This is a genomic window from Staphylococcus sp. GDX8P80P (genome assembly GCF_017893095.1).
In the GTDB taxonomy this organism is placed as follows: Bacteria; Bacillota; Bacilli; order Staphylococcales; family Staphylococcaceae; genus Staphylococcus; species Staphylococcus borealis.
In genome coordinates, this window is sequence record NZ_JAESMI010000007.1 from 1 (window position 1) to 19,207 (window position 19,207).

Below are 19,207 nucleotides of genomic sequence, written 5' to 3' on the forward strand. Positions count from 1 at the left end.
TCTTTTCCACTAGGAGTCGCGCAACAACATTCGTAATTCATCTCTAGAATTTCTTACATAAGTGCGCTAGCACTTATGTTCATTAATAATCAACGTAAGAGTCTCGCCAAAATACTTTGTATTTATATGTAATTTTACATTGTAATACTTTAAAAAAATAAGGCACTTTCGTATAATTTAATAAACATCACTAAACTAAATTAACGAGGTGCCTTATGTATAAAAATTATAACATGACTCAACTTACTCTACCAATGGAAACTTCAGTTCTTATCCCCACAAATGATATTTCACGACATGTAAATGATATTGTTGAAACAATTCCTGACAATGAATTCGACGAATTCAGACATCACCGTGATGCGACATCATATCATCCAAAATTATTTCAATAGAAATTGTCTTTATTCACTTATCCAAGAACTTTATGTCCCGGCCGCTACATTTTTATTGATTGCTAGCAAACTATTTAAGTTCTTGACGCACAGGCGTAGTTGCTGGCAATGTATTCATTATGTCCAAACGAGATTTAGTTTTTTTAATATTTACACCTAGTGATGATAGTAGTTTAACAACATTTTGTAATTTATCCGATTGACTCATGGCTTTCACCTCGTTTTATGACTTCAAGGTTATACTACCCCAATTAACAATGTTTTACTACATGAATTCAACATAAAATTGACATTTTATAAAATTAATTTCATTTATTAGCCTAAAACCTTAAATCCATCATCATAAATTTCTTTTTCAATACTATTTAAATTCGTTGGTGTTTCATAAGATATTGTGACCAATTGTTTATCTAGCTCAACACTTACTTTACTTACGCCAATCATATCTTCTAGTCTATGATGAAGTGCATTGGCTTGCTCTTCCGTTTGCAAACCACTCAATTTAATCTCACTATAATTCATTTCATTTACTCCTAATCTTTCATTAATTTCTGAAACGTTACTAATAGTTCTTCCATCGCTTCTTCTTGAGCCCCATTATTCACTTTATCCATAATGCAGCTTTTCATGTGATGATCTAACAATTTAGTGGCAACACTATTCAAAGCAGATCTTGTAGCTCTAATTTGGGTTAACACGTCATCACAGTAGACATCTTCTTCAATCATGCGATTGATTGCTCTAACTTGCCCTTCAATACGATTAAGTCTCGATTTTAAATTTAATTTAATTTGATCAGAATGATGTGCATTATCATGATTTTCCAAGGTCGTCACCCTTTCTATACGTACTATCATATCGTATAATTTACCTTACTATTCGTCAAACACTGTAACTTATTTCATGAAAAAGGGTCATGCTATTTGCTAAATGCCATGATACAATTAACGTTAAGAAAGTAAAAACTTGTCTTATTATTGCAAGAATTAAAATATTGAACAGGAGGCGTACTATGGTAGAAATATATTCAATGCCTTTCACGCATTCCTCATTGATTATTAATATCATATTAATTGCTGCCTTTATATTAAACTTAATTTTTGCATTTGTTATTATCTTTATGGAACGTCGCAGTGCTGGCTCTATATGGGCTTGGCTCCTCGTTTTAGTATTTTTACCAATCATTGGATTTATATTGTATTTACTATTAGGACGCCAAATTCAGCGCAATCGAATTTTCAAATTGAAAAAAGAAGACCGCAAAGGCCTTGCTATGATTGTGGATGAACAAATTGAAGCATTAGAAAGTGACGATTTCTCAAAAGGTAATCATCAAATTGTTAAGTTTAAAGAAATGGTACGCATGTTACTTTTTAACAATGCTGCGTTCTTAACGACAGATAATCGCATCAAAATATATACGGATGGTCATGCTAAATTTGATGCATTACTTAATGATATTAAAAATGCACAAGACTATATACATATTCAGTACTACATTTTTAAAAGTGATGGACTAGGCCGTCAAATTCTCTCAGCACTTGAGGATAAACTTGATGAAGGCTTAGAAGTTAAAATGTTATACGATGATATGGGTTCAAGAACTTTAAGAAAAAAAGATTTAAAACATTTTCGTCAAAAAGGTGGACATGTGGAATCGTTCTTTCCCTCTAAACTTCCCCTCATCAATCTCCGTATGAATAACCGAAACCATAGAAAAATCGTTATTATTGATGGCAAAATTGGTTATGTAGGAGGGTTCAATGTCGGTGATGAATATTTGGGTAAAGATAAAAAGTTTGGCTATTGGCGAGACACCCACTTAAGATTAGAGGGCGATTCTGTTAACGCACTGCAACTTAGATTTATATTGGATTGGAATTCACAATCCAATCGTGATTCAATCGAATATAAAGATAGCTATTTTCCAGATGTAGACTCAGGTGGAACAATTGGTGTACAAATTGCGTCAAGTGGTCCTGATGAGGATTGGGAACAAATCAAATATGGTTACTTAAAAATGATATCTTCCGCAAAACACTCTATTTACATCCAATCACCTTATTTTATACCTGATCAAGCATTTATCGATGCAATTAAAATAGCAGCCTTAGGTGGTGTGGAAGTCAATATCATGATACCTAATAAACCGGATCATCCTTTCGTTTATTGGGCTACATTGAAAAATGCAGCTTCTCTACTATCAGCTGGCGTTAAAATTTATCATTATGATAATGGGTTCTTACATTCTAAAACTTTAATTATTGATGATGAAATCGCATCAGTAGGCACAGCCAATATGGATAATCGTAGTTTCACACTAAATTTCGAAGTGAATGCATTTGTTTATGATGAGACGATTGCAACTCAGTTGAAAGAAGCATTTATTCAAGATATGAAAGTCTCTTATCAACTTACTGAGGAATTATATAATAAACGAAGTTTATGGATTAAATTCAAAGAAGGCATATCTCAATTACTTTCACCTATTTTATAAATATCTTTAATTGTTATCAGCATATTTACAATTATTACTGTAAATACGTACAAGTTAATTTAATAAGGAGCGTAACATGAAAGTACAACAGCAAATACAGTTAGCGTATAATTATATGAAAGAGTTTCATATAAGCGATTATTCTGGTCACGATATTGCGCATGTGGAACGTGTAACGTCGTTAGCGCAAATCATTGCTAAAAACGAACAACAGGGTGACTACTTAATTATCACGTTATCTGCCTTACTACATGATGTCATCGATGATAAATTAACAGATAAAGCAATTGCATTAAATCAACTTAAAACATTTTTAGAACATATTGAAGTGACACCTACGCAGCAACAATCGATTATTTATATTATCGAACATATGAGTTATAGAAATGGACGCAATAATGAGGTAGCTCTTTCAATAGAAGGACAAATTGTAAGGGATGCTGACCGATTGGATGCTATTGGTGCAATTGGTATTGCAAGAACTTTTCAATTTGCAGGCCATTTTAATGAACCTATGTGGACCGAATCGCCATATAGTGGACCACCAAATACAGATAGCATTCCAAATTTGCCCCCTTCTGCTATACGTCATTTTTATGATAAGTTGTTAAAATTAAAAGCATTAATGCTTACTAAAACTGGTAGACAACTGGCTGAAGAAAGACATGCTTTTATGGAGCAGTTTTTAACACAATTTTATAAAGAATGGCATATTGATTGAATGCTATAACAAAAAGGTCGATACCTCTTTCCAGGGTATCGACCTTTTCTATAATATAGCATTGATTAAGCTATTTACTTTTTCTTTTTATTATTCTTAGAAACAACTTGAGTGTTTTTACCTTTTTTATTTGAGTTACCATTATTTTCCTCAAATTTTTCAATCATTGGCGCAACTTCTCTTTGAGCAACTTTTTCATAGTACATATTGGCGAAGTAAGTTTGAACAATTAAGAATGCTGCACTGACAGACCAATATAGACCTAAAGCTGACGCCGAACTTAATGAAATCCAGATGATCATAATTGGTGATACAATCATCATCATGTAAGTCATTTGACGTTGTTCTTGAGGCATTTGTTTACTTGATACCCAAGCTTGGATAAAGTAAAGCACACCGGCAATAATAGTAATCCAAATATCAGGATGAACTAAATTGAACCATAAGAAGTGTGGATGTTCTGCAATTCCGCCACCAATACGATAACGTAATACGAAGTATAATCCCATAACAACTGGCATTTGAATTAATACTGGTAAACAGCCTAATGCACTCTTCATTGGATTAATATCGTATTTCTTATAAACTTCCATCATTTCTTGGTTTGCTGCCATTTTCTCTTCTTGAGTTCGTGCACGTTTAACTTTTTCTTGCACACCATCAACTTCTGGCTTAGCAACTTTCATTTTTTCACGCATCATATGACTATTTTTATAGTTTGATAACATGAATGGTAACAAGATAACACGAATTACTAAAACTAATACGATAATTGCAATACCGTAATCATCATTAAATACTGAATGGCCTAACCAATGTAAAACTCTAGACATTGGTTCTACGAATGTATTATAGAAAAATCCATCTCTATTACTAGATTTTGAATAATCACACCCGGCTAAAAAGACCATTACCCCTAATAACAAAGGTAGTAACGCTTTCTTCTTCATTTTTACACCTCTATTGATATATTCACATAGGGATTATTTTATCATAGTAACCGTGTACTAGAAAACAAAAAAAGAAAAATTTTCTTATTTATTTGAAATAACTTTGCATTTTAGTAACAGTCTTGTCAATATTATGACTACGTGCAATCGCCGAAATAACTGAAACACCGTCTGCACCATTTTGAGCAATAGGTTCAATATTGTCTTCTGTTATACCTCCAATTGCTACCATAGGTAACGAAGGATTGATCTTTTTTAATGTGGCAATCATAGCGGGACCTACTGGTGCACTCGCATCATTTTTAGAAATTGTTGCAAACATCGGTCCAACACCAATATAATCAACATGATCTAAATCGGATTGATTATATTCTTCCTCGTTGCCAATGCTAAGTCCTATGATTTTATTTTCGAACCGCTTAGCAAATGACTTCACATTTTCATCATCTTGCCCTACATGAATACCGTCTGCATTTATTTTTTCAGCTAAATCAACATCGTCATTTACAATAAATGGTACATGATAGTCATGACATAAATTTAATAACTCAATTGCTAAATTTTCTTTATCAGCACCGTCTAATGACGTTGGTCCTTTTTCACGAAATTGAAAAAGCGTGATACCGGCATTTAAGGCATGCTTCACTATTTCTCTAATATCTTTTCCCTCTGGAATATCTTGCGTACCGCAAATAAAATAAACATTTAATCGTGATGGATTAAACATTTTAATCCACCTCTTGTCTTTTGACTTGTTGTTGGTAGGTATTAAAATCAATGACATACATTTGATCTAATAATTTAGATAAAAACGTACCCGGTCCATTTACTTGTTGATCTTGTTCAGCGCGTTCAGCAGCAATATTATAGATGCTAACCGCTTCTTCTAACACTTGTAGAGATGGCGTTTCTTCTTTAAATAAGAAACTTGCTACAATGCCCCCAAGTAAGCATCCAGCACCAGTAATCTTGGCTAATAATGGTGACCCATTAGATAACTTCACCACTTTATTATTTTGGACAATAACATCTTCTTTACCAGTTAACACGATGGCTGTATTCAATTTCTCATGGGCACGCTTAGCTATTTCAACAACGTCTAAGTCAGTTTCACTATCCGTACCTTTCATCGTTGTTGTTGCATCTACTAACGTTAAAATTTCAGAAGCATTACCTTTAATAACTGATACTTTCACTTCTGATAAGAATTTTTGGCAAAATGCTTTGCGATACGAAGAAGCACCAACTGCTACTGGATCAAATACAATGGGTGTTCCTTGTTGATTCGCTATTTTACCTATTTCCAAAATGTCTTGTTCATTTACCTTAGTCATCGTACCAATATTAATAAGTAACGCCCCTGCAACTTTATAAAATTCTTCCGCTTCTTCAGGTGCTTCACTCATTGCTGGACTAGCACCAATGCTAAGTAATCCATTTGCCGTAAAGTTTTTCACGACATCATTTGTATAACAGACAACTAAAGGATTCTCTTGTCTTAAACGTTCCAAATTATTCATCATCTAATCCAACCTTCTTCATATATGCAAAATGGTTTACCGGTCCTCTACCTTGACCAATTTCTGGCGTATATTGAATACTCAATGAAATAAATTTCTTCGCTTTTTTAACCGCTTCATAGATAGATTTACCTTTAGCCAGTTCTGCAGTAATCACTGCTGAGAATGTACATCCAGTTCCGTGCGTATGTTTAGTGTCAAAGCGTTGATCTTCAAAGGTATACACATCATCCTTAGTAAATAAGAAGTCTTTAGCATTGTTTAAATCTGCAGAGTGTCCACCTTTTATGACAACGCCTTTACTGCCTATTTCATTAATAAAGATATTGCCTGCTTTACGAATATTTTCTTCCGTGTCTATTTTAATGCCTGTTATTTCCTCTGCTTCAGGAATATTAGGCGTGACGACATCTGCTAAAGGTAGTAATGTATTCTGTAAATGTTTCTTGGTTTCATCATCCATTAACGAATCGCCACTCTTAGCTAACATGACTGGATCGATGACGTATGGAATATCTGAATGTTGTCTCAAATAATGTTGAATTAACGCCATTGTTTCATGAGTCGCAATCATACCTGTTTTAATAGCATGTGGTAATTCGTCATTGAAGACGCTATCTAATTGTTCTTGAACCCAACTTGTCTCAAGATTATGGATATGTTGTACCCCTTTAGTATTTTGCGCAACGATACTTGTAATAGCTGCCATGCCGTAGACACCACAGGCATGAAATGATTTTAAATCGGCCATTACACCAGCGCCACCTGATGGATCAGTTCCCGCGATTGTTAAAGCGATTTTAGGTTTATGCATTTTTGTCGCCTCCGAAGTTCCATTGTTCGTTAGTATAAGCCATATTAAAGAAATTACGTTCGTGAATCGTACTTTGTAAGAAACTTTCTTTAATATCATGCTTTTCTTGTTCTGTACAATTTGCTGTTAATTCATCTAATAAATTATCAAATACTTCTATTAATGGACGCATTTCTGTACTATAGAAATCAAACCATTTTGCAGTTACAGAATCTCTATTTAGATTTTGATCCTCTAATGCCATTTTAGCTACAACTTCATATACATAAGGGCATGGTGCCATTGCAGCTATTGTATACGCCGCATTCTCATGTGCATAGGCATGATAATACATATGTTTAATGTAATGATCACCGCTTGGAGGCCATACTTTTTCTTTAACAATTTCTTCATAAGGTTCATTAATGTAATCTGCTAAAATTTCATGTGCCTCAACTTCACCATCTAGCATAAATTCAATTTGTTCAACTAAAAATTTAACATCTTTCATTGTTGGTGCTTTTGGGATAAGAAGTGCATACAAATTTGTAAATTCCTTTAAATATGATGCATCCGCTCTTAAATATTGACGTACTGCTTGAGCGTCTAACTTCCCTTTTAAAAGGTCTTGAATAAACCCATCATTATAGATATCTTCAATAATAGGTTGTGAAGCCTCTTTAATCTCAGTTGAAAATGTCATAGTCATATCCTCCTTAAAATTTAAAAATGCTACATTTCAACGTAGAAATGTAGCTATCATTCAATAAAGAGAACATAACATATACATTACTACTTTCCTACGTTGGCATTAACCAAATCAGGTTATAAGGGTCTGAATTTAATCATCTCAGCCATTGGCAATGGCTCCCCTAGTAGCATTATCTTATTAATTTAACGATATCAAATTGATTAGGATTTATCAAATAAAACAGAAAGGGAGAGGACAGAAATAAAATAAACTCATTGTTCTCCCTAGCTTACTTTGCTTGTAGCATTTATTAGTGAAATTCTCTTTGTTGGGGCCCCGCCCGCAAGGATAACTAGTGCTGAAAAAGCTTGATTTAAGCGTATTTTCAAATCAGTCATCTATTGTCAAAATGAAAAAGCAGGCTGAGACACTTTATTATGTCCCAGCCTACTCAATTAATATTATTATATTGCTAAATTAAGCAGTTACCCATTGTGATGGTCCTGCAGTATTATATAATTTAACAGCAGCAGCATCTTGAACGTGTTCTGGTGCTTGTGCTGGTGAAACACCTTTATATTGAGCAGGTGCTACTGAATCCCAAGTTGATTGTAAGAATTGATATTTACCTGCTGCACCTGAACTTGGATTAATAGCAGTAATGTCGCCACCTGATTCACGTTGTGCAATTTGTTGTAAATGACTGTTTACATTTACAGAAGAACCACTTGAAGCAGTGTTACTTGAAGCACTTGAGTTAGAAGTTGTAGCTTCAGTTTGTGGTTGTTGTGTTTGTTGAGTTTGTGGTGCTTGTTGTACTTGTGTTGGTTGAGCTTGACTAGATTGTTGTGAAGAAGCTACTTGTTCAGCTGAAGTTTGGTTAGTAGCAGCTGATGCTTGTTCACTAACATCTTGTTGTGGTGAAAATAAGCCTGTTTGTGCATAGTTCCAACTCCAGTTAGTACCATCTGATTCGAAATGATAAGTGAAACCTTCATAATCAAATGTTACGTTATATGCACCTTCTTGGATAGGGCTATTATTTAATGATTGATCATTTGATTGTGCTAATTGTGCTAATTCAGCTTTATTTACTTGAGCTTCGCTCGCATCTGCGTGTCCAGCGTTGCCAGCAACTACTCCTAAACCTACTGCTAATGATGAAGCAATAATTGTCTTTTTCATAATTATATATATCCTCCTAGATTTGTTTGTGTCTTAATAATAAATTTTACAAGTAACACTTTAACATCCATAAAACCATAGTAGGTTACAGTGAAATAAAAAAAGCCAGTACTTTTTTACATCCAAATTACAAACGTACTGTAACCCTATTTTTTAGTTATGGACTTTCATGACGGTTTTGAGTAGCGATATGTATAAGTATCTCTTGTAATACTAATGAAATCTTTCAGATAATTATATTAAAAATTTAAGAACCTCTCTTATAAAATTGATAATATAAGAGAGGCCATGAGTATAATTAAAGAAGTTATTTATAGTAAATAGAGATGGAGTTAATAGAACATTAGTTTATATCAATCACTTCTAGGTGATCGTATGAATAAGTGTCTTCATTGAATGAGGTGTCAGGGAGAATATCATTATTTTTGGATTTGGGGGACATAAATTTAATTGTTTCAACATATAATTCAGTCACAAAGTGCGTTTGGCCCTCTTTATCGTATTTACGTGATCTCATTTGACCAGTAATACCTACTAAAGCGCCTTGATCAGTATACAATTCAATATTGGTAGCTGTTTTACCAAAAGCTTTACAAAATATATAATCACAAGCTATTTCATTGTTGTCATCTTTATAATTACGTTCTGTTGCAACACAGAACGTGGCTATCTTCACCTCCTCTTTCTCAAATATTTGTGCCTTTTTGGTCAACCGACCTACTATCACAATCTTGTTTAGCATGTGTCACCTCCTTCTACAACTATAGTATTCATTTATAACGATGGCGTCAAAATTCTATTTTTAAGATTTTTATTCCTATTAATACTCAAAGTTTGATATATTTAAAGAAAATAATTGTAAAACTCATATTAGATTATTGATAATTTCATTTTTTGCATAATTTTAATTTTTTTGGGGATGTGATGAAGTGAAGACATTTAAAGCTGTACGTTTTCAAATTGTTAATGAAAATGGAGGTATAACTGAATTTGAGCTAGAAGATGGTGTAATCATCAATAAAGAAAATAGTGGTACTGGTTGGCTTCTAGAGGTTGTCATTTCAAATGCGCACTATGAAACAATGAAAAAATATTATGATGATCAAACACTATTAGATATTAGAGTCGTGATAACACGCCCTTCGAATGATCCTGCACTTTTTGATGCTACAATCAAAAGTATTTCTGAATTCGAAACAACAATGTCAATTGTATTAGATTGTCATATTTACACCTTACGACAAGTTTATGCAGAGAGTTTATTAGAACAATTAGTTGATGAAGGACTGTCAGGTGAGGAATTAAAAGTAACATTTAATCGTATGATGCAATCTAAACCTAAACTAAAAGAAGAAAAATTTGAAAGAGAATAAAATAGGAGTGGAACACAATTCAATGTTCCACTCCTATTTATATTGATTATAAAAGCATGTTTTGGTTTAAGCATCTTGGATAGCGAAAGTTAATTCACAACTACAAGCGAGTTGGCCATCTACCGTAGCCTTTGCTGTACCTTTTCCGATTGGACCTTTGATTTTAGTAATTTCTACCTCTAACATTAGCGTATCACCAGGCGTTACTTGTTTTTTAAATCTACATTTATCAATTCCAGCAAACAATGCAATTTTTCCTTTATTCTCTTCGCTATTAAGCATAGCAACAGCACCTGTTTGTGCTAATGCTTCAGTAATTAATACACCAGGCATAACAGCATAATCTGGGAAGTGCCCTTGGAAAAATGGTTCATTACCAGATACTTGTTTTAGTCCAACACATCTCTTGCCCTCTTCGTATTCAACTACACGATCAATAAGTAAAAATGGTTGTCTATGTGGGATAATTTGCTTAATTTGATTATAATCGAAAATTGTTTCCATAATGTATGTCCTCCAGAAGTATTATAAAGTGAGTATACGATTAATCATTTACTCGTTCAATATTAGCACCTAATGACTTTAATTTCTCATGGAAATTAACATAACCGCGGTCTAAATGTTTTAATTCTGTAACCTGAGTTGTACCATCAGCTACTAAGCCAGCTAAAATTAATGCTGCCGCTGCTCTTAAATCTGTTGCTTTAACTTGAGCACCTTGCAATTGACTCTTACCTTGAATTTTAGCACTTCTACCTTCTACAGTAATATTTGCATTCATACGCTTAAATTCTGCAACATGCATGAATCTATTTTCAAAGACAGTTTCCGTAATGACTTTATGTCCTTCAGCAGTTAATAATAACGCCATCATTTGTGATTGCATATCTGTTGGGAACCCAGGGTGTGGAAGTGTTTTGACATCAACTGGTTTAAGTTCACCCTCTGCCGTAACACGAACGCCATCTTCTTGGAAATCTAAATTAACGCCCATTTCTTCAAGTTTATAAATTAGACTCGACATATGTTCTTTTACTGCGTCTCTAACAAATACATCACCACGCGTAATAGCAGCTGCTATGATTAATGTACCTGCTTCAATTCTGTCAGGAATGATTGAATGTTCTACACCTTTCAACTTATCAACACCATGAATCGTAATGGTATCAGTACCTGCTCCGGTTACTTTGCCACCCATTTCATTAATATAATTTGCTAAATCAACAATTTCAGGCTCTTTAGCAACATTTTCAATCACTGTTTTACCTTTAGCAAGTGAAGCTGCCATAATGATATTTTGTGTTGCACCGACACTTGGGAAATCTAAATGAATGTCTGTACCTTTCAAGCCGTCTTTTGTGCTAGCGTAAATATTCCCATTCTCTAGATGTATGTCTGCACCTAATGCCTCAAACCCTTTAATATGTTGCTCTATTGGACGAGCGCCGATTGCACAACCACCTGGTAATGCAACGATAGCATGACCTAAACGTGCTAACAAAGGACCCATAACTAAGATGCTTGCTCGCATTTTACTAACATATTCATAAGGGGCTTCTTCTTTTAAAGTCGTTGATGCATCTACTGTAACTGCACCTTCTTCTTTATTATATTCAACTTTAGCATTTAAAGTCGATAATACATTGTTTATCGTTACTACATCGCTTAAATCTGGTACATTAACAAGTTTACTTTTTCCTTCTGAAGCTAATAGTGATGCAGTCAATATTGGTAATACTGCATTTTTAGCTCCTTCAACTTTAACTTCTCCAGTTAGGCGATTGCCACCTTCAATTACTATTTTATCCATATTAATCCTCCACTTTAAACTCCTATTACTATCTTCATTTCCCGATTTTCAATCAATTATTTATTTATTATATCTATTTTTAAAAAGAATTTACAATAATCTCATTATTGAAATAAAAATTTCACTTGAGTTGAGAATTGTAATAAATCAATTAAAAAATTGCTCACGGCTGTACCCAATAAGATGGCTAAAAACATTAGACAAACTTGTACTTGAGTAGCGTAACCTTTTTTAAAAAATTGATCTAATTTGAGAGAGTTTAAGGCCCAATAAGCTATACATATACACAAAACATGTAAAACCAAGTGTATGATCGCAAACTGTCCAATATAATCCATGACTTTCTCTCCTTTTAGATTTCTGTACTATATTGTACATTAAAAATGCACAGAATGATACTAAACTTGACTATCATAGAACACAAAAAAGGTTTGAAAACTAAATTTAGTTTTCAAACCTTTTTAATTATTTTAATTGTGCTACGCGTAAGCGGTTTTCAGCTCTAGCCAACGCTCGTTTAGCTCTGTTTATATCACTGTTATCCTGATCGTCCAAATGAGATTGTGCTCTTTGACGTGCTAATTTAGCTCGTTCAACATCTATCTCACTGGCAGTTTCAGCTGTTTGAACAATGACAGATACTTTATGTTGTCTAATTTCAACAAAGCCACCACTAACAGCTATATATTCAGTACCATTTCTAAAGTTCACTTTAACATGGCCTGTTTTTAATGCGGCAACTGTCGGAATATGCCCACTCATGACACCCATTTCACCAGCTGTTGTTTGAAAAACAACTAGTTCAACGTCATCTTTTTCGTAGACTGAACCATTAGGAGTGACAATATCAAGATTAACTGTACTCATTATCTATACCTCCTAATTGTTTAGACTTCAACACCCATATCTTTTGCTTTGGCAATTACATCTTCCATACTACCAACTAAACGGAAAGCATCTTCAGGAATATGGTCGTATTTACCATCTAAAATCGCTTTGAAATCAGCTACTGTCGTTTTAACAGGTACATATGAACCTTTTTGACCAGTAAATTGTTCTGCAACGTGGAAGTTTTGTGATAAGAAGAATTGAATTCTACGTGCACGTTCTACTGTAAGTTTATCTTCTTCTGATAACTCATCCATACCTAAAATTGCGATAATATCTTGCAATTCTCTATATTTTTGAAGTGTTGATTGAACATCACGTGCCACTTCATAGTGCTCTTGACCAACAATTGCTGGTTCTAACGCTCTTGATGTAGACGCTAATGGATCCACAGCTGGATAGATACCCATTTCTGTTAATTTACGTTCAAGGTTAGTTGTCGCATCTAAGTGAGCGAATGCAGTTGCTGGCGCTGGGTCAGTATAGTCATCGGCTGGTACGAATACGGCTTGGATTGATGTTACAGAACCTTTATTCGTTGATGTAATACGTTCTTGTAATTGACCCATTTCTGTAGCTAATGTAGGTTGATAACCTACGGCAGAAGGCATACGTCCTAATAAAGCTGATACTTCAGAACCTGCTTGAGTAAATCTGAAAATGTTATCGATGAATAAAAGAACGTCTTGTCCTTGTTCATCACGGAAGTACTCAGCCATTGTTAATGCAGATAAAGCTACACGCATACGCGCACCAGGTGGCTCGTTCATTTGACCGAATACCATCGCTGTTTTCTTGATAACACCACTATCTCTCATTTCATAGTAAAGGTCATTACCTTCACGTGTACGTTCACCTACACCAGCGAATACAGAGATACCACCGTGTTCTTGTGCGATGTTATTAATTAATTCTTGAATTAATACGGTTTTACCAACTCCGGCACCACCGAATAGTCCGATTTTACCACCTTTAATATAAGGTGCTAGTAAGTCTACAACTTTAATTCCAGTTTCAAGAATTTCCACTTCAGTAGATAATTCATCAAAATTAGGTGATTGTCTATGAATTGGATCACGTCTCACTGAACTATCTAATTTATCTTCTAAATCAATTGTATCACCTAAGACGTTAAATACACGACCTAGCGTTACTTCACCAACTGGCACTGAAATATCTTGTCCAGTGTTTTGAACTTCCATGCCTCGTTGAACACCATCTGTTGAATCCATAGCGATTGTACGAACAACGTCATCACCTAGTTGTAATGCAACTTCAAGTGTTAATTCAAAAGTACCATCTTCTTTTGGAACTTCAATGATTAAGGCGTTATTAATTTCAGGTACTTCATTATGTTCAAAACGAACGTCAATAACAGGACCCATAACCTGAGTTACACGGCCATTACCCATGTTGTTTCCTCCTTTAAAATATTATTCAAGTGCTGCGGAACCACCAACAATTTCAGTAATTTGTTGTGTGATTTCAGCTTGTCTCGCTCTATTATATTGTAATGATAAGTCATCAATAAGTTCAGTCGCATTATCAGAAGCATTTTTCATTGCAGTCATTCTCGCTGCATGTTCACTAGCCTTAGCATCTAAAATCGTTCCATAAATTAAACTTTCAACATATTGAGGAAGAATAACACTTAGGATAGATTCTTTATCCGGTTCAAATTCATAAGAAGACATTTGACCTTGACCTTGGCTAGAATCTTCTCGAGATAATGGTAAAACTTGTTTAGTCGTTGGTTTATTTTCAAGAACACTAACATAATGACTATAATAAATTTTTAATTCATCAATATGTTCTTCACTAAATAAGTCAATCGCATGTTTCGCAATTGCTTGTATTGATTTGAATGAAGGTTGATCGGGAACATCAACAAGTGAATTCTCAATTTCATAACCTCTATTTTTAAGGAAATCAACACCAGATTGACCTAATACAATAATGCTATATTCATCACTACTAGAATGTTTTTCACTAATATCATTAATCAGTCGTTTTAAGACATTTGAACTGTATGCACCTGCTAAGCCTTTGTCACTAGTAATTACTAAGTAACCACTACGTTGAACTTGTCTAGGTCTTAACATAGGATGACTAGAGTGTTTACTCGCTCCTGCAATTGCAGTAATCGCATCCTGCATTTTTTCCATATAGGGTTCAAATTGCTTTGTGTTTTTTTCAGCTCGACGTAATTTTGAACTTGATACCATGTTCATTGCTTTGGTAATTTGTTTCATTTTTTTCGTCGATTTGATACGACCATCTATCTCTTTTAATGAAGCCATTATCTCACCACCCTTTCAATTTAAAGTTTAATTATTCAGATTTGCTAAAGCTTTTCTTGAATTCATTAATTGTAGCTTCAAATTTTTCGTCAGATGGTAAGGCACCAGTTTCTCTAATTTCATTTAATAAGTCAGAACCATTTGATTTCGCCCAACTGTTTAATTCGTCTTCGAAACGTGTAATATCCTCAACAGGAATATCATCTAAATAACCTTTTGTTAAGGCATATATAATTAAAACTTGGTTTTCAACAGGTAATGGTTTGTTTTGGTCTTGTTTCAACACTTCAACCGTACGTTTACCTCTTTCAAGTTTTCTGGCTGTGAATTCATCTAAATCAGAACCGAATTGCGCAAATGATTCTAACTCTCTATAAGAAGCTAAGTCTAAACGTAGCGTTCCTGCTACCTTCTTCATTGCTTTGATTTGAGCAGATCCACCTACACGTGAAACTGATTGTCCCGCATTAATCGCAGGTCTTACACCTGAGAAGAATAAGTCAGATTGTAAGAAGATTTGTCCATCTGTAATTGAAATTACGTTAGTTGGTACATAAGCAGAAATATCCCCTGCTTGTGTTTCGATAATTGGTAACGCCGTAATTGAGCCGCCGCCTAAATCATCATTTAATTTGGCTGCTCTTTCTAATAATCTACTATGTAGATAGAAAACATCACCAGGGTATGCTTCACGACCTGGAGGTCTACGTAAAAGTAATGATAACTCACGGTATGCTGCCGCTTGTTTTGTAAGATCATCATAAACGATTAATACATGCTTACCATTAAACATGAATTCCTCACCCATAGTTACACCAGAATAAGGTGCAATATAAAGTAATGGTGAAGGTTCAGATGCTGAAGCTGAAACAACAATAGTGTAATCTAATGCGCCAGCTTGACGTAATTTTTCTACATTTGCACGTACAGTTGAATCTTTTTGACCAATTGCTACGTAAATACAAATTGTATCTAAACCTTTTTGGTTTAAGATTGTATCAATACCGATGGTTGTTTTACCTGTTTGTCTATCTCCGATAATTAACTCACGTTGACCACGTCCGATTGGAACTAATGCGTCAATCGCTTTAATACCAGTTTGAAGTGGTTCGTCAACAGATTTACGAGCCATTACACCTGTTGCTTTTTGTTCAACAGGGCGTGTTTTTGTTGTATTGATAGGACCTTGTCCATCAATAGGTTGACCTAATGGGTTAACAACACGACCAATAAGTTCTTCCCCTACTGGAACTTCCATAATACGTCCAGTACGTCTAACTTCGTCGCCTTCAGTAATTTCAGTATATGGTCCTAAAATAACTACACCCACATTTGATTCTTCAAGGTTTTGAGCTAAACCAAGAACACCATTTGAGAACTCTACTAGCTCACCAGCCATACAGTCATTTAATCCGTGAATTAATGCGATACCGTCACCAATTTGGAGTACCGTACCTACATCAGTTACAGACATTTCAGACTCATAATTTTCAATTTGTGAGCGAAGTAATGCACTGATTTCTTCAGCTTTTATGGCCATCTATGTCACTCCTCTTTATTTTAGTTTACTCTTCTAAATTTGCGTTCGATTTGTTCTAAATCTTTTTTAACACTGCCATCTAGCACAGTAGTACCAACTTTAACTCTAAATCCTCCAATTAATTCAGGATTTATTTTCGTAGTAATATGTACTTGTGATAAATTCGTTTGTTTTAAAATTAAGTCTTTAATACGACTAAGTTCATCATCACTTAATTGATAAACTGATTCAACAATGGCTGAATCTTCATTATGATATTCATTGTATAAACTTTTAAATTCTTTAAAAATTGAATTGATCAGTACTAAATGACGATTATTAGCTAATATCATTAGCATATTTTTTAAGTAATAATTAGCATCTCCAAAAACGATACCAACAAATTTGCGTCTTTCAGAAGCTGGTTGGTTAGGATTTGAGTCAATTGCTCTTAAATCTTCATCATAGTTTTTTGTGGCTTCACTAACTATACTAAGTTCTTCGTACATTAAATCTAATCTGTCTTTATCGATAGCGACGTCAAATAATGCTTTAGCGTATTTATTTGCTACATTTGCCATTATTTATCGCCTGCCTCTTTTAAATACTTATCAACAAGTTCTTTTTGATCTTGTTCTGAAATTTCTTTTTGAAGTACTTTAGATGCAATCAATACTGATAACTCAGACACTTGATTGTTAATATCTGCTAATGCACGTTCTTTCTCGCTATTGATTTCACTTTGAGCAGTTTCAATCATACCGTTTGCACGAATATTTGCTTCATGAATGATTTCTTCATGTTGTTTACGTGCTTGAACTCTAGCATCTTCTAAAATACGTTGAACTTCATCTTGAGTTTGTTTTAGTGTCTTTTTATTTTCTTCTTCAAGTTTTTGTGCATTTAATTTTGCTTCTTCAGCTTCATCAATGTCTCTATTGATGTCGCGTTCACGTTTGTCCATTACTTCTTTTAATGGACCCCAAGCAAATTTCTTAAGTAGTGCTAATAAAATAGCAAATGTGATTACTGTAACAATGACAGTACCCCATTCAACACCACCACCTGCTGCACCTAAAACGAATGAATTAGTTAATGCATTCACTGGCATTTGACACTCCTTTCATAATTAATCACCACTTGCCATTAAATAAAACGAACGGCGAAGATCCAAGTGACTTCGCCATGAAATTTTCTTATTGGAAAAGAGTCATGAATGCGATTACAACACCGATGATAGGTAATGCCTCAACTAAACCAATACCGATGAACATGATACTCATTAATTGTCCACGTGCTTCTGGTTGACGAGCTACACCTTCTACTGTTCTTGAAACGATAAGACCGTTACCGATACCTGCGCCTAGTGCTGATAAACCAATTGCAATTGCTGCTGCGATTAAACCCATATTAATAATTCCTCCTAAAATGTTTGTTTAAGTTAATGTGTGTCCGCTACTTTGTGGGACATGTAAACCATTGAAAGCATGATAAATATATATGCTTGGATTGAGCCGACAAAGATAGAGAATCCTTGCCATACGATTAAACCTGGAATACCTATAATCCAACCCCAAGCACTGCTTACAACTAAGCCGGCTAATAAAGAAAGTAATAATTCACCGGCAAATATATTACCGTATAAACGTAGACCAAGTGTTAATGTTGAAGAGAATTCTTCAAAAACATTGATAATTGCTAATGGCCAGAATGGTTTAAAGTAATTACCTATGTAAGCTTTAGTTCCACGCATTTTCACACCATAATAGTGTGTAAGTAATATCATCATAGTTGATAATGTCAATGTGACAGTTGCATCAGCTGTTGGAGATTTCCACCATAGATAATGATCTTTAGTCACTATAGCAAATGGTAGTCCTAACATGTTTGCAACAAAGATAAATAAAATCAATGTTACTGCTAAGAAGTGAAACTGACCACCTTTTTTCCAAGCCATATTACTCTCTATGATGCTTCTTACAAAGTCAAAGATCCATTCGATAAAATTCTGTTTACCTGATGGTCTTTTCTTTAGATTACGCGTACAAATAATAGCTATTAGAAAAACAATGATTGCTGTAATAACTAACATCATGATGCTTGCTAAATTGAAAACGAGATCAAAACCAAATACATTCCAACTTACGAGCGGGTTTTTGTGATCCATGTACTCACCTCTTTCTTTATTAAAATTTTAATTCTTAAGCAGTAGAGGGCGTAAAATGATTAAAACATAAGAAAACATAAGACCAATCATTACCCCAATAATATTGACATTATCTTTAAATAAAAACCATATTACACACGCAATGATAGCGACTAAGTACCTCCAAGTATTGCCCGTAGAAATATGTATGTTATCTGGTTGCTTTGCCCGAGATAAATATAATTCGAAAATATAGGTATTTATTAAAGATCCAAATGTTCCTATTATTAATCCTAGAATAAAAGGATTTGGAATAACGATATACAACACAGCCAATATAATTAAAAAATAAATATAATATTGAATGAATTGTTTAAATATGATGCTGAAACGCCTCATTTTTCTCCTCCAAATTAACT

Annotated in this window: 25 protein-coding genes, 1 pseudogene and 1 riboswitch; of the genes and pseudogenes, 4 read left to right on the forward strand and 22 right to left on the reverse strand. The window is 34.2% G+C overall.

All coding sequences use genetic code 11. The annotated features are described in order from the left end of the window. Positions 1 to 215 precede the first annotated feature (215 nt). Positions 216 to 386: pseudogene (locus KA858_RS00705) on the forward strand (IS5/IS1182 family transposase); the annotation flags it as partial. A gap of 79 nt (positions 387 to 465) precedes the next feature. Here KA858_RS00705 and KA858_RS00710 read toward each other — a convergent pair. From KA858_RS00710 to csoR, 3 genes are all read right to left on the reverse strand, one after another. Continuing rightward, positions 466 to 603: an Lmo0850 family protein gene (locus KA858_RS00710; RefSeq protein WP_107630147.1), complete on the reverse strand. Its 138-nt coding sequence runs from the start codon at positions 601 to 603 to the stop codon at positions 466 to 468. Positions 604 to 710: 107 nt separating this feature from the next. After that, complete coding sequence (gene csoZ / locus KA858_RS00715; protein WP_075109069.1) at positions 711 to 917, reverse strand: putative copper chaperone CsoZ; 207 nt, start codon at positions 915 to 917, stop codon at positions 711 to 713. Between the two features lie 11 nt (positions 918 to 928). After that, entirely contained in the window at positions 929 to 1,222 is a 294-nt protein-coding gene (csoR, locus tag KA858_RS00720) for a copper-sensing transcriptional repressor CsoR (protein WP_107630149.1), read from the reverse strand. A gap of 185 nt (positions 1,223 to 1,407) precedes the next feature. Between csoR and cls the strand changes: the two genes are divergently transcribed. Together cls and KA858_RS00730 are read left to right on the forward strand one after the other, a co-directional pair. Then, positions 1,408 to 2,892 (forward strand): cardiolipin synthase, encoded by a 1,485-nt coding sequence (gene cls, locus KA858_RS00725; RefSeq protein WP_210134755.1) that lies wholly within the window; start codon positions 1,408 to 1,410, stop codon positions 2,890 to 2,892. A 76-nt stretch (positions 2,893 to 2,968) separates the two neighbouring features. Further along, complete coding sequence (locus KA858_RS00730) at positions 2,969 to 3,613, forward strand: HD domain-containing protein (protein ID WP_210134756.1); 645 nt, start codon at positions 2,969 to 2,971, stop codon at positions 3,611 to 3,613. Between the two features lie 74 nt (positions 3,614 to 3,687). Here KA858_RS00730 and yidC read toward each other — a convergent pair whose 3' ends face one another. The 7 genes from yidC to KA858_RS00765 all read right to left on the reverse strand — a co-directional run bounded on the left by yidC (position 3,688) and on the right by KA858_RS00765 (position 9,494). Then, positions 3,688 to 4,563 carry a membrane protein insertase YidC gene (gene yidC / locus KA858_RS00735; protein WP_210134757.1) on the reverse strand — a complete coding sequence of 292 codons (876 nt, stop codon included), beginning with the start codon at positions 4,561 to 4,563 and terminating at the stop codon, positions 3,688 to 3,690. A gap of 88 nt (positions 4,564 to 4,651) precedes the next feature. Further along, positions 4,652 to 5,290, reverse strand: coding sequence for a thiamine phosphate synthase (thiE, locus tag KA858_RS00740; RefSeq protein ID WP_210134758.1), 639 nt, complete (start codon positions 5,288 to 5,290; stop codon positions 4,652 to 4,654). A 1-nt stretch (position 5,291) separates the two neighbouring features. Beyond that, a complete protein-coding gene (gene thiM, locus KA858_RS00745) occupies positions 5,292 to 6,083 on the reverse strand; it encodes a hydroxyethylthiazole kinase (RefSeq protein WP_210134764.1) in 792 nt (263 codons plus the stop codon). Further along, positions 6,076 to 6,897 carry a bifunctional hydroxymethylpyrimidine kinase/phosphomethylpyrimidine kinase gene (gene thiD / locus KA858_RS00750; protein ID WP_053031186.1) on the reverse strand — a complete coding sequence of 274 codons (822 nt, stop codon included), beginning with the start codon at positions 6,895 to 6,897 and terminating at the stop codon, positions 6,076 to 6,078. Before thiD ends, thiM begins: the two co-directional genes overlap by 8 nt. Continuing rightward, positions 6,890 to 7,579, reverse strand: a complete 690-nt coding sequence (tenA, locus tag KA858_RS00755) for a thiaminase II (protein ID WP_070854359.1) — start codon at positions 7,577 to 7,579, stop codon at positions 6,890 to 6,892. Before tenA ends, thiD begins: the two co-directional genes overlap by 8 nt. Positions 7,580 to 7,656: 77 nt before the next feature. Continuing rightward, positions 7,657 to 7,760, reverse strand: a riboswitch (TPP riboswitch). 284 nt (positions 7,761 to 8,044) lie between these two features. Further along, on the reverse strand, positions 8,045 to 8,752 hold the full coding sequence (locus KA858_RS00760; RefSeq protein WP_210134759.1) for a transglycosylase family protein: 708 nt from the start codon (positions 8,750 to 8,752) through the stop codon (positions 8,045 to 8,047). A 343-nt stretch (positions 8,753 to 9,095) separates the two neighbouring features. Beyond that, positions 9,096 to 9,494: a single-stranded DNA-binding protein gene (locus tag KA858_RS00765; protein WP_053031180.1), complete on the reverse strand. Its 399-nt coding sequence runs from the start codon at positions 9,492 to 9,494 to the stop codon at positions 9,096 to 9,098. A gap of 187 nt (positions 9,495 to 9,681) precedes the next feature. Here KA858_RS00765 and KA858_RS00770 point away from each other — a divergent pair, with 187 nt between their 5' ends. Further along, a complete protein-coding gene (locus KA858_RS00770) occupies positions 9,682 to 10,125 on the forward strand; it encodes a YwpF-like family protein (RefSeq protein WP_107630156.1) in 444 nt (147 codons plus the stop codon). Between the two features lie 66 nt (positions 10,126 to 10,191). On the opposite strand, the gene fabZ is transcribed toward KA858_RS00770, so the two are convergent. From fabZ to KA858_RS00830, 12 genes are all read right to left on the reverse strand, one after another. Continuing rightward, positions 10,192 to 10,629, reverse strand: coding sequence for a 3-hydroxyacyl-ACP dehydratase FabZ (fabZ, locus tag KA858_RS00775; RefSeq protein WP_016931213.1), 438 nt, complete (start codon positions 10,627 to 10,629; stop codon positions 10,192 to 10,194). 40 nt (positions 10,630 to 10,669) lie between these two features. Further along, positions 10,670 to 11,935, reverse strand: a complete 1,266-nt coding sequence (gene murA, locus KA858_RS00780; RefSeq protein WP_075109008.1) for a UDP-N-acetylglucosamine 1-carboxyvinyltransferase — start codon at positions 11,933 to 11,935, stop codon at positions 10,670 to 10,672. 104 nt (positions 11,936 to 12,039) lie between these two features. Then, on the reverse strand, positions 12,040 to 12,273 hold the full coding sequence (locus tag KA858_RS00785; protein ID WP_053031174.1) for a DUF1146 family protein: 234 nt from the start codon (positions 12,271 to 12,273) through the stop codon (positions 12,040 to 12,042). A 127-nt stretch (positions 12,274 to 12,400) separates the two neighbouring features. Continuing rightward, positions 12,401 to 12,802 (reverse strand): F0F1 ATP synthase subunit epsilon, encoded by a 402-nt coding sequence (locus KA858_RS00790; protein ID WP_075109007.1) that lies wholly within the window; start codon positions 12,800 to 12,802, stop codon positions 12,401 to 12,403. Between the two features lie 20 nt (positions 12,803 to 12,822). After that, positions 12,823 to 14,235 carry a F0F1 ATP synthase subunit beta gene (gene atpD, locus KA858_RS00795; protein WP_053031170.1) on the reverse strand — a complete coding sequence of 471 codons (1,413 nt, stop codon included), beginning with the start codon at positions 14,233 to 14,235 and terminating at the stop codon, positions 12,823 to 12,825. Between the two features lie 21 nt (positions 14,236 to 14,256). Next, on the reverse strand, positions 14,257 to 15,123 hold the full coding sequence (atpG, locus tag KA858_RS00800) for an ATP synthase F1 subunit gamma (protein ID WP_053031168.1): 867 nt from the start codon (positions 15,121 to 15,123) through the stop codon (positions 14,257 to 14,259). A 31-nt stretch (positions 15,124 to 15,154) separates the two neighbouring features. Beyond that, entirely contained in the window at positions 15,155 to 16,663 is a 1,509-nt protein-coding gene (gene atpA, locus KA858_RS00805) for a F0F1 ATP synthase subunit alpha (protein WP_075109006.1), read from the reverse strand. A 20-nt stretch (positions 16,664 to 16,683) separates the two neighbouring features. Beyond that, entirely contained in the window at positions 16,684 to 17,223 is a 540-nt protein-coding gene (locus KA858_RS00810; RefSeq protein ID WP_210134760.1) for a F0F1 ATP synthase subunit delta, read from the reverse strand. Continuing rightward, positions 17,223 to 17,753: a F0F1 ATP synthase subunit B gene (locus tag KA858_RS00815; RefSeq protein WP_016931216.1), complete on the reverse strand. Its 531-nt coding sequence runs from the start codon at positions 17,751 to 17,753 to the stop codon at positions 17,223 to 17,225. The genes KA858_RS00810 and KA858_RS00815 overlap by 1 nt, the downstream gene beginning before the upstream one ends. An 85-nt stretch (positions 17,754 to 17,838) precedes the next feature. Beyond that, positions 17,839 to 18,051, reverse strand: a complete 213-nt coding sequence (atpE, locus tag KA858_RS00820) for a F0F1 ATP synthase subunit C (protein ID WP_011275238.1) — start codon at positions 18,049 to 18,051, stop codon at positions 17,839 to 17,841. A gap of 32 nt (positions 18,052 to 18,083) precedes the next feature. Continuing rightward, on the reverse strand, positions 18,084 to 18,809 hold the full coding sequence (gene atpB / locus KA858_RS00825) for a F0F1 ATP synthase subunit A (RefSeq protein WP_011275237.1): 726 nt from the start codon (positions 18,807 to 18,809) through the stop codon (positions 18,084 to 18,086). Between the two features lie 27 nt (positions 18,810 to 18,836). Beyond that, positions 18,837 to 19,187 (reverse strand): ATP synthase subunit I, encoded by a 351-nt coding sequence (locus KA858_RS00830; RefSeq protein WP_053031161.1) that lies wholly within the window; start codon positions 19,185 to 19,187, stop codon positions 18,837 to 18,839. Positions 19,188 to 19,207 lie beyond the last annotated feature (20 nt).